Here is a 9,695-nt window from a genome sequence, read left to right as displayed (position 1 = left end):
ACTTGTTTCCGAGTCGGCTTTTTACCTATTTTTTAGTCATGACTAATTTTTTAAATACCTGAAAAACAATAACTTTTTATAAATGGTTTCGTATAAGCACCATTATGTTAAATGGAGCGATGAATGGGAAAAAAGTAATGGTATTCATTTGTAGTGAAATTTTTATTTCTGAAAATATTTTAAAAAATCTCTAGGGTTATTTAAAAGGTCTTTTGGGTGCGTTAACCAATCTATTAGTTCAGCTTTTTTTAGAAAATTCATTTTTTCTTTACACTTTGCACAAGTAGGAATATCTAAGGGGCTAATAATATCTCGATGAGATGCGGTTACCTTTGTATTTTTACAAGTTGGACATTGCACTACATTTGAACTATAAATAAATGCCATAGAATATCACCTAAGTTAAGATACGACGGTTATGAAAATTATTGAATATTTCTGCTTAATATTTTAGATAGTTTGCTTGTAAAAAGTCTCTGTAATAACGACATATTCTGTCGCAATAAGAATGTAAATTATTGATTTATTCATTCCATATAATTAATCTGAACATCAAATACTTTTTAATAAAAAGCAACTGAGGATTGGCTATGAGTAGCTCTGTAGATGTAGATTTTGAAGAGATAGCACAACAAAAACTAGATGAAGTTGAGGCTAGTTTTCATGAGAAAGTTACTGTTGCTATTATCGGAAAAGTAAGTGCTGGAAAAAGTTCCTTATTAAATGCCTTATTTCGTAAAAATAAAGACGATAAATTAGCTGAAGTTGGCGCTACTTCTGGAGTTACTACAAAAGTTAAACGCTTTAAATTAGGTGAAAAAGTTGAAATCCTAGATTCCCCAGGTCTTGGTGATGTTATTGATGAAAATAGTGCAGTAACTCGACAAGCTATGTTAGATATCGATGTTGGTATTTTGGTTGTTTCAGATTCTGCGGATATCACACAAAAGAAACACTATGACGAGCTTAAACAGCATTGTAAGCAAGTATTTGTCGTATTAAATAAAATTGATCTTTATGACAAGAAAAGGGCTGCTTTAAAGGCTGTTGTAGATCAATGGAGAGACGCCTTAGGTTTGTCTCCAGATGAGCAAATTTTCCAAACTTGTGTGGATGGATATGATCCTGACTATGATACCGATTACGAATTAGATATCCGAGGAGTTGATGAGTTAAGGGATGCAATACTGGATTTTCTTAGGGAATATGGTAAAGATTTAATTTTAGCCAGAGAAATTGAAAGAAAATCTGTATTAGCAAGAAGAGTAATTTATACAGCATTGGCTGCGGTAGCTGGTGAGGCATTTATTCCCGGTAGTGCTGTTTATATTTCTGCGACTCAAGCCACTGCAATTATGTCTATACATTATATTTATACCGGTGAAGTTTTAAATAAGAAGTCTGCCCTTGCAGCCTTGCCATTATTTGCTAGTCAAAGTGCGGGAACAAATATTTTCCTTTGGGCTAAATCCGTTCTACCTCCAACAGGTGTTCTAGACGTAGCTGCAGCAGGTATAGCAACTGTTGTAACTTTAGCTATGTTAACTACAGTAAATTGGGTTTATGAGAATGGCTATAATCTTGATGATAAAACTGAGCTAAAAGATAAGTTTAATAGTATCTATAAAGTACTAAAAGACATTGGACCTCAAGAAATTTTTAATATTATTAAAAATAGGGATATTGATGCTATTAAAAAATTAATTGAAAAATTCGTAAAATAGTATGAACTTTTAAATTTCTCTAAAATTAACATAATACGCCTTATACGAAATGCTTTCTAATTCTCTTTATAAATCAATGCTGTAGTTTCTAGTTGATAGCCCATCTTCCCCAAGGTGGGCTTTTTTTATGATTTTTCATGTTCCACGCTTATTCTTTGACCAATGTTTCACGACTTTGTTCATATTAGTTAAACAATAGTGGTTAATCATAGGGTCTAAAAAAACGGCTCCAAAAGCCTCTTTTCGGCTGCTCCGGTTCAACGTGATCCGGCACCAGAATCCGCTTATTTTCAATTTGGCTATTGGTAGTCAATCCGTCATCTTTCACCTCAGTTTGTACATGAGATTCTTTTTGTTCAGTAGTCAATCCATCATAGTTCGACTCACTTTTTGAACCAGTATCCGTTGCTGTATCTGATTTTGGATCGATAAACCTAGTTGTATAGGCTCTTGGAGCTTCTAATAATCGTTGTATCGCTTCAATTTGTTCATCCTTAACGTGTAATTGATCATTCTTGGCTTTTAATTCCTCACGTTGAAACTGCTCACGCTCATGCGCCTGTTCAAGCTGTTTTTGAAGCATGTAAACCTGTTGTTCTAGCAGGTGAACTTCTGACAACTTTCGTGTTTCGGTTGTCTGTGAACTGTTCACATTTCTAGACGGTTCACCAAAAACTCGAATAGCTTCGGAAAGATCAATTTTACCATCACTATTCTTACTTAAATTACCTTTATTAACTTGCTTATAAATGGCTTGACGAGTCATTCCATATAGGTTTGAAAGCTCAATAACAGATAGTGATTTCATCTTGTAATTCTGGTTGTCTATTATGTGAACCAAGATACATCAACAACCAGTCAACCGCTACATACACAGTCGATCTTTATGCCTTAAAGCCTAAATTTTTAAGATGAGGAATAAGTTGTTTTTGTTGTATTGGATCTCGCAGCATATCTTTAATTTTGATAGCTAAGTCGTCATAACTTTCACCTTGTTGTGCTAGGTAGGATACTTCATGTAAGCGTGAAAGCTGATTACCAAACATATTAATTTGTGAATCTGTCAATTTATAAAAATTATTCTGTTCAGATTTATGCTCAATACTTTTTGATTTTTCTTTAAACGTGAATTGAATGTGTGTGACTTTTCGACCTGTCTTTATTTGCTTGTAAGATACATTTAAAGGGCTATGTTCATTGATTTGATCTACAGCTGTATCAATAACCCATCTTTTTAAATCAGCAGATAATGGATATCTTTTTCCTAACTCCAACATACCTCTTAGAGATTCAATTGAAATCTCTCGTTTTCCTATAGAACGGTATTGGCTTAATAACTCATAAATACGAATAGCATAGGCGCTACTCATACCAGCAATGTCAGATAATGAATACTTAGTGAATTCACGACTTAGATTAGAAATGAAAGGCAAAATTTCTTTAGAAAACCTAATTCCTACAACGCTTTTACTTTCTAAAAATCGTATGGATTGAATCCATCTCATTTTGATTGATTCATCATCAATAGCTAAATTAATTGATCTGTCATATAAGCGGTTTACACCATCTTTTAGATCTCTATAAGCTGTTTTTTCATGAACCCCAAGTTTTTTTAAGTCATCAATAGTTACGCGATAAATTTCATCATCTGTAATGTCTTCAGCCCGACTAATTTTACTAATAGCTGCTAACACAATACGCTGTTCTGTTGAGCTGAGTTGGTATGAAGCCTCAATAACTTGATTTGATTTAACTACTAGTTCTTTTTTAGATGGACTCATTACTTTTATTTCGAAAACTTAATTATGAGTACTATAATTTTCTCATAGTTAGTAGTCAATCCCTCATATTTAAGTAGTCAATCCCTCATAGTTAGTAGTCAATCCCTCATAGTTAGTAGTCAATCCCTCATAGTTAAGAGCTGAAAGCCTTGTCTTTAAAGCCTTTCAGGCTGCCTAAAATATTTAAAAGATTTAAAATATAATTAAAAAGACTTTATGAAAAATTGCCCTATGTTTTCGCTACGCTCAAACTCTATTGAATCTCGCTTTCGCTCGATTCGAGGGGCAATTTTATTGCTAATCTCGTTGTGACTTTAAAAAAATCAAAAGCAACTCGGAATTCGCTTCGCTCATAAGTTTTTTATGCTCGCTACGCTCGGTCTAGGGGCGAATTTCAGCATGAAAATATAGATTTTCTAGGATTCAAGTCATTTAAAAGCGGTTTTTCAGAGGGTCGATGGTCGAATATTGCTAGTTCGCTCGTAGACACTCGCTCTGTAGATATTTGTTATTGTTTAGAAAAACTAAATTTCAAAATCATTTTTAGGTCTTGGTTTTGGCTGTTCTGTTTCAAAATCTCGCTGAGATTGATAACGCTGATTGCGTTCTGACTCGTAACGTTTTTCATTTTCAAGCTTAATTTGTCGAACTTCCTGTTCATAACGTTTTTTCTCGATCTCATCGAGTTTTTCTCTTTCGAGTTGCTTCTCTTTTTGACGTTCTATAAGTTCTTGTCTTATCTCTATTTTTTTCAAAACAGGGACGACATGTTCATCATAATCAGAAAGTGTTTCATAGCTATGTACATACTCTTTTTTTGCGAATAACTTTTTGAAAAACGTCTGTTTTTCTTGATGACCAACGGGTAGATCCTCGCCACGCTCTAAGATTTTTGCTGCCGTTTCTCTTAAATCACGGACAACAGTTTCAATATTAGAATCTGAAATTAACTCAATAATTTGTGTCTGATATTGCCGTTCGATCTCTTTTTTCTTTTGATTAAACTGGACGCTTGAAAGCCAATAGTTGGGCGTATTGATGCTGATCATGTCATGCGTCATAGCGTGATAAAATATGCCCTCTCTTTCGTAAACATCTCGCTGTTTCGATAGCCACTTTTTCGACCTCTCGAGCTGCTCAGAAATATCATTAAGCACCTGATTTTTATTGTTTATTGTAATGAAATAGCTATCAGCAAAGTTTTTATAGCGATCCTGAAGCTGAAGAAATTTATCTCGATCAAGTTGTTTAGCTTGTTCTCTATCATGCTCTATTTTGCGTTGTGCTGCGATTGTAGCCGCTTTTTGGGCTTCAGCTTGCTTTCTATCGTACTCGCTCTTTTCTTCTCTTAAATCGCAAATAAGACGCTCTGAGACCGTGATTTCTTGATCTAGTCCAGTGATCGCTTGTTCATTTACAGTTTTTTCAGCATTACGTTGCCTGATTGCATCATTAGCAAGGCTGATTTCTGTATCTATGCCCATACGTCTAAGCTGTGTAACCTCATAGCCCTCATGCTGCGTGGCTTCTAGCCCGTTGCCTAGCTCTTCGTAGCTCAAGTGGCTAACACGCTCTTTAGAGCCAATAGCTTCAAGTTGAACATTCACTAGATCCGCAAATGTTTCACGCCATGCTTTGACTGTTTCTGTCCCATTGTCTCTGCTGAAGTCCCTGAATTTTTTGGCTTCAAAGTCACCAGTTTTACTAATAGATCGGGTCGTAAACATGATGTGAGCATGATAGTTGCGGTCATCAGATCCACCTTCAATATGTGGAGCATGTATCGCTGCATCAACGATCACGCCATGCTTTTTGACAAGTTCCTGGCACAGTTCATCAAGTAGGGTTTTTCTCTGTTCTGCGTTTAGTTCGGATGGGAAGGCAATTTCAAATTCACGGGCAAGAAGTGAATTTTTTCTGTTCTCGACTTTCTCGACTGCGTTCCACAATTTTTGACGGTCTAATAATTCTTTTTTTGTGTTTTCAGGTGCATAGATATTTGTAAATTCGACACCTGTTTTTTTTGTGTAGTCTTGCTCTTTTCCGTAGTAATCGCATACCAATTTTTCAGCCGAGCGATATGCAGCACAAGCAACGGCACTACGTCCATCACTACGACTAATCGCTTTAACTGAAAAATGATATATCGCCATTTTGCTTTTGCTCTTTATTTCGATTTATCGAAATTACCAACCTGAACTGGTTCGTCAGGGGTAATGGGGAGTCCCCTTTCGCACCAAACTAATCACATACTGAAAGTATGGATTTAGTTTGGCTAAGTGCGCCCTTACGGGATTCTTTGAGTATCATATAGTATCTTGTACGCCAGTACAAATGCGCTTATGATCGAGAAGAATCCAAAAGCTTAAGAACGGTATTTGATTATGAGTCTTGATTATCTGAATGAAAAAATTGCAAAACAAGAAGAGCGATTGAAACAGTTAAAAGTGCAAAAACAAGCAACTATTGCTCGTGAAAAATCAAAGCAAAAAGAACAAGACCGAAAGGATGATACAAGACGTAAAATTTTGTTGGGTTCTTACTTACTCAAAAAGATGGAAAATGAAGAAAATAAGGAAAAAATACTCGCTGAAATGAACGAGTATTTAACACAAGAAAGAGACAGAAAGTTATTTAATCTTTAATGTTTGAATAGCCACTGATTTTATAGACACCTTTTAGTTAGATTTTTCAGTTTTTATAAGAACTACTGATTAGGACCTTGACACCCTACTTTTTACTGGATAATCTTATTTCAACGCAGCAAAATCTGTGTCCAGGCGTGAGAACCTGATAAAATCTAGGTGCAATTAAATGTCGCACTTGCGGCTATTTTTTTGCCTACTGTTAAGCAGTCCCTATGGTAGCTTAGCAGGGCAGCTTTGTGCTGGCTGATCCTAGATTCAGTATTCTCACCCCTGTTAAGTTGCCTCCATTGCCGTGAGAAGTGATGGAGATAATTAAACTCTTATCTAGGAAACTGCTATGCAGATTAAATTCAATAATGCAAACCCATGCATGCCAAAAAACCTCGCTAAACAACTGATTGTCGAAAGCGCAAAACTTCTGAATCATCAACAACGCCAAGCCTTGCTCGATATTTTCATGACTTTAGATCAGGCGGAAAGAACAGCTGAAAATACACTTCAGCAACATGCTGTAGCGCAACAAAGCACCCACAACTTTTCTCAAGATTACGAATGCCAAGAATACAATCAGGAATATTGGTCAGGTCATTACTATGATTCTTACAGTCAAGAATATCCGGAAGATTGGGTAAAACGGACTCAGTCCACCCCAGGTCGTCATAAGTTCCCTAGAACTGCTTACTGATCGTGGGGGGTGCCTTTTTAAAAGTAGGCATCATAATCCGAGCTACTCGACCGAGTTGGCTCGGATGAATACCGGGGAAACTGAGGGATTTGAGAACCTGATGACAGTCGTTGAACTGCATATTAAAGAACTCAATACCTCTGCCGCCTAAAGCATTCACTACACGATTAATCGTATCAAAACGTGGTGCTTAATCCTGACGTAGGACTTTGTGGAGTGCCTCACCCCAATCCCTGCTTCTTTAGCGATTTTGAGTCATGCCACGAGCTTTAGCAATAACACCAAATTCATATTCTAAAAGCGGACATTTCTACTTTGGGCTACTGAATTTCGTATATGAGATTTTATGTTAAATATGAATGAAGTTATTGTGAACTATTAAAAAAACTACCATTAACACCGAACTATCACATATGATTGCAAAATTGTTGGAAAGTGTTGGAAATTCTAAAAATGGCTATTTATGCTTTATGGAATAATAAAGGTGGGGTTGGTAAAAGTTACTTAACTTTTCAAATTGCAGCTGAGTATGCTGTCACTCATCCAAATAAAAAAGTTTTAGTATTAGATTTATGCCCTCAAGCTAATTCTTCATCAATGCTTTTAGGCGGAATTGAGCGCGGAGAATCTCACTTAGATGAAATCCATTCTCAAGCCAGTAAAAAAACAATTTCAGGTTATGTAGAAAGTCGTATTTTAAGTCCATACGTAAATCCAAGATCTGGTGCAAATTTTTATATAAGCCCGAATCAGTACAACTCTCAATTACCAAATAATTTATATTTAGTACCTGGAGATGAACAATTGGAAATACAAGCATCTCGTGTTGCATCTGCAGCAATGCCGGGACCAACGGATGCATGGAGAATTGTACATACTTGGATCAGTGATTTAATTGAAGATGTCAGAGTTTCTCTAAATACTGAAGATTTAACGGTTTTTATTGATTGTAATCCTAGTTTTTCTATCTATACAGAATTAGCTATGTCTGCTGCTGATCGGTTACTGATTCCATTCTCTGCTGATGGCTCGTCTAAACGTGCAGTTAGAGCCGTTTTAGCATTAATTTATGGTATTACGCGTCAGCCAGGACAACAGCAATCAGAATTTCATATCAATTCTCAGCGATATAGAATGTCTGTACCAAAGATTTATATGTATATCGGCAATAGATTAACTCAAATGAATCAATCATCTGCAACTGCATTTAAAACAGTAGTGAATGAGATTGGAGAAGAAATTTATACAGCTTGGACAAACAATCCTAATTTATTTTCAATACATCCTACAGGTGCTAATCCGCCTAATAGCAGAAGAGCCTTCAGACATATGTTCCAGTATGAAGTTAACGATGCAAACAGCGCATCGGTAGTTTCTGGAGCTGAAGGTATTCCTATATCAAAATTGACTGCTGGTAATAAACAGGTTCTAGGTAAAACAGTAAGAGTGAATCAATCACAGTTAGATAGGCAAGTTCCTAATATTCAAGCTTTAATCCATAGCATTGAGTAATTTATATTTTTAAAAATTCTATGCGAAATCAAAAAAGCCTAGATCTTCGATCTAGGCTTTTTTGATTTTATAATGGTCGACCACACCCGTTACATTTGTTTGTTAGGCTTAGGGTCGCTAAGGGTCCAGCATTTAATCCATCTAGAATAGCTAGAGTGCCACTATTGTAACCTTCCATAACAACATTTAAATTTGTGTAAGTGTTGATGATATGATCAACTAATTTGCTTTTTTCTTCGCCACTTAATTGTTTATAAAACTCATCAAATTGTTTAATCATCTAAGATTACCTTTTATTTTTTAATACCGCATTGTTTACATGAAGAGCCTACGAAAAATCTGCTGTAAGCATCTGGTGACTTTTGACACTTTGGACATTTAGCATCATATCCTAAATTTTCTAAAGCATATCGATAAGATGCTTGTTTTGTTGATTTTTTTAGCTTTCCTAGCTTGTCTAAATCATCATCATCAATATCATTAATATGTTTAAAAAAGAAACTCAGCTCTTCATTAGTTTTTTCCAAGTTATCCTGACAATCCTTTTGTGTCCTTCTATTAATTCTTCTAGAAACGATAAATTTTTCTTTTTTATCAGGAATAGAGGCTAAATATATAACACCCATAAATATGAGTAATCCAACAGAAGCAATAGTAGATACTGTATTTAGGAGAGGCTCAAGATTCTCATCACCTTTTGTAATATAAAGAGAGGTAAGAACTATCAGTGGAACACAAAAGCATAGTAAGTTGTAGATAAATATCAATTTTTCGTAAAAATCTATTTTTTCTGTATAGATATATTCTGCACTAAGAGCATCTTGTAATTTTTTCATTACATCTAGATTAATATTACTTTGAGGTGCCATTTTTTTATAACTGATTGAATATTATTAATATTTAAACATAGATTAACTTTTATTTGTATTCTAATTTTTTAGATATATTAATAAAGCTGTATTTTTTATATTTCCTAAAATTAACATACCACAGCTTATCTGAAGCTATTTAGATAATAAAAAACCCCGACATCCTGTCGGGGTTTTTTCGTATTTGGTATTAGGGTCAACTCCTGTCATCCCTCGCGTCCTGTCGTTGATCTTCTTATTTTTATCTGGAACATCCTGTTCTCAATGAAGCCATGATATGCAATCTGGTGGTGTCTGCCTATTGGTGATTTTCTTGAAAGCCTGTACGCCAGAACGTACATGCAGATATCCTCAAATTATCCCAAGAATTGTCCGCAGAAAATGGGGATAAAAGTGGGTTATTGAGGCATTGAGAAATCAGGAAAAACTGAAATTTTGAGCATTTTTTAACCTATTTTATTGGCAGAATATGACAA

General features: G+C 35.3%; 8 protein-coding genes. 4 read left to right on the top strand and 4 right to left on the bottom strand.

Annotated elements, in window-relative coordinates; translation table 11 throughout:
* Window positions 1-590 precede the first annotated feature (590 nt).
* Window positions 591-1,724, top strand: coding sequence for a GTPase (locus tag F1544_RS26940; protein ID WP_126132632.1), 1,134 nt, complete (start codon window positions 591-593; stop codon window positions 1,722-1,724).
* A gap of 202 nt (window positions 1,725-1,926) precedes the next feature.
* Here F1544_RS26940 and F1544_RS26935 read toward each other — a convergent pair whose 3' ends face one another.
* The 3 genes from F1544_RS26935 to mobQ all read right to left on the bottom strand — a co-directional run bounded on the left by F1544_RS26935 (window position 1,927) and on the right by mobQ (window position 5,658).
* Window positions 1,927-2,532, bottom strand: a complete 606-nt coding sequence (locus F1544_RS26935) for a plasmid replication DNA-binding protein (RefSeq protein WP_151708316.1) — start codon at window positions 2,530-2,532, stop codon at window positions 1,927-1,929.
* Between the two features lie 76 nt (window positions 2,533-2,608).
* On the bottom strand, window positions 2,609-3,505 hold the full coding sequence (gene repM / locus F1544_RS26930; RefSeq protein WP_151708315.1) for a replication initiation protein RepM: 897 nt from the start codon (window positions 3,503-3,505) through the stop codon (window positions 2,609-2,611).
* Between the two features lie 524 nt (window positions 3,506-4,029).
* On the bottom strand, window positions 4,030-5,658 hold the full coding sequence (mobQ, locus tag F1544_RS26925; protein ID WP_167588433.1) for a MobQ family relaxase: 1,629 nt from the start codon (window positions 5,656-5,658) through the stop codon (window positions 4,030-4,032).
* Between the two features lie 231 nt (window positions 5,659-5,889).
* Between mobQ and F1544_RS26920 the strand changes: the two genes are divergently transcribed.
* The 3 genes from F1544_RS26920 (at window position 5,890) to F1544_RS26910 (ending at window position 8,350) form a co-directional block, all read left to right on the top strand.
* Window positions 5,890-6,150: a DUF8583 domain-containing protein gene (locus tag F1544_RS26920; RefSeq protein ID WP_004641892.1), complete on the top strand. Its 261-nt coding sequence runs from the start codon at window positions 5,890-5,892 to the stop codon at window positions 6,148-6,150.
* 340 nt (window positions 6,151-6,490) lie between these two features.
* Window positions 6,491-6,838 (top strand): hypothetical protein, encoded by a 348-nt coding sequence (locus F1544_RS26915; RefSeq protein ID WP_004641894.1) that lies wholly within the window; start codon window positions 6,491-6,493, stop codon window positions 6,836-6,838.
* 453 nt (window positions 6,839-7,291) lie between these two features.
* A complete protein-coding gene (locus tag F1544_RS26910) occupies window positions 7,292-8,350 on the top strand; it encodes a ParA family protein (RefSeq protein WP_032007737.1) in 1,059 nt (352 codons plus the stop codon).
* A gap of 293 nt (window positions 8,351-8,643) precedes the next feature.
* Here F1544_RS26910 and F1544_RS26905 read toward each other — a convergent pair whose 3' ends face one another.
* Complete coding sequence (locus tag F1544_RS26905; RefSeq protein ID WP_151708317.1) at window positions 8,644-9,219, bottom strand: mobilome CxxCx(11)CxxC protein; 576 nt, start codon at window positions 9,217-9,219, stop codon at window positions 8,644-8,646.
* Window positions 9,220-9,695: the final 476 nt, after the last annotated feature.

Source organism: Kineococcus rubinsiae, assembly GCF_011839805.1.
Lineage (GTDB): Bacteria > Actinomycetota > Actinomycetes > Actinomycetales > Kineococcaceae > Kineococcus > Kineococcus rubinsiae.
Note: the sequence above shows the minus strand (reverse complement) of the source record. Positions and strands in the feature narration are given on the sequence as shown.